Below are 395 nucleotides of genomic sequence, written 5' to 3'. Positions count from 1 at the left end.
GTGAAGGCGTGTTGAACTAAGAATCCTCCTCATTTATGGGGAGGAGTATGTCAATTCATGAAACGCCTTGAACTAAGATCCTCCTACATCAGGAAGGGGAGTTATATGTCAAAAAATAGTGACTAAGAATACGACTACAATTGTTAACAATCCTGCAAACCCATAGCAGAAAATTTTGCCAGTTTTGCCTGTATGGAACTTTAAATCATGTAACCCATGATGTATCCGGTGCATTGCATGCCACGTAGGTAAAGCGATAGAGGCGATGATGAAAGCTCCTCCAACGAAACTTGTCGCAAAAGCAGAAATTCTATCGTAATGCAGTGCTTCAAGGTCAATAACTTCCAACGGTATCAAGATGCCAACTACTAGAATGGTAATTGGTGTCAGCATGG

The 395-nt window shown here is 41.3% G+C and carries 1 protein-coding gene; it reads right to left on the bottom strand.

All coding sequences use genetic code 11. The annotated features are described in order from the left end of the window. Positions 1-108: 108 nt before the first annotated feature. Positions 109-395: fumarate reductase subunit FrdD (gene frdD / locus ACM2FC_RS23635; protein WP_498483476.1), on the bottom strand; the 287-nt coding region annotated here is incomplete at its 5' end.

The sequence above is a fragment of the Vibrio sp. A37 genome, from assembly GCF_059777565.1.
Note: the sequence above shows the minus strand (reverse complement) of the source record. Positions and strands in the feature narration are given on the sequence as shown.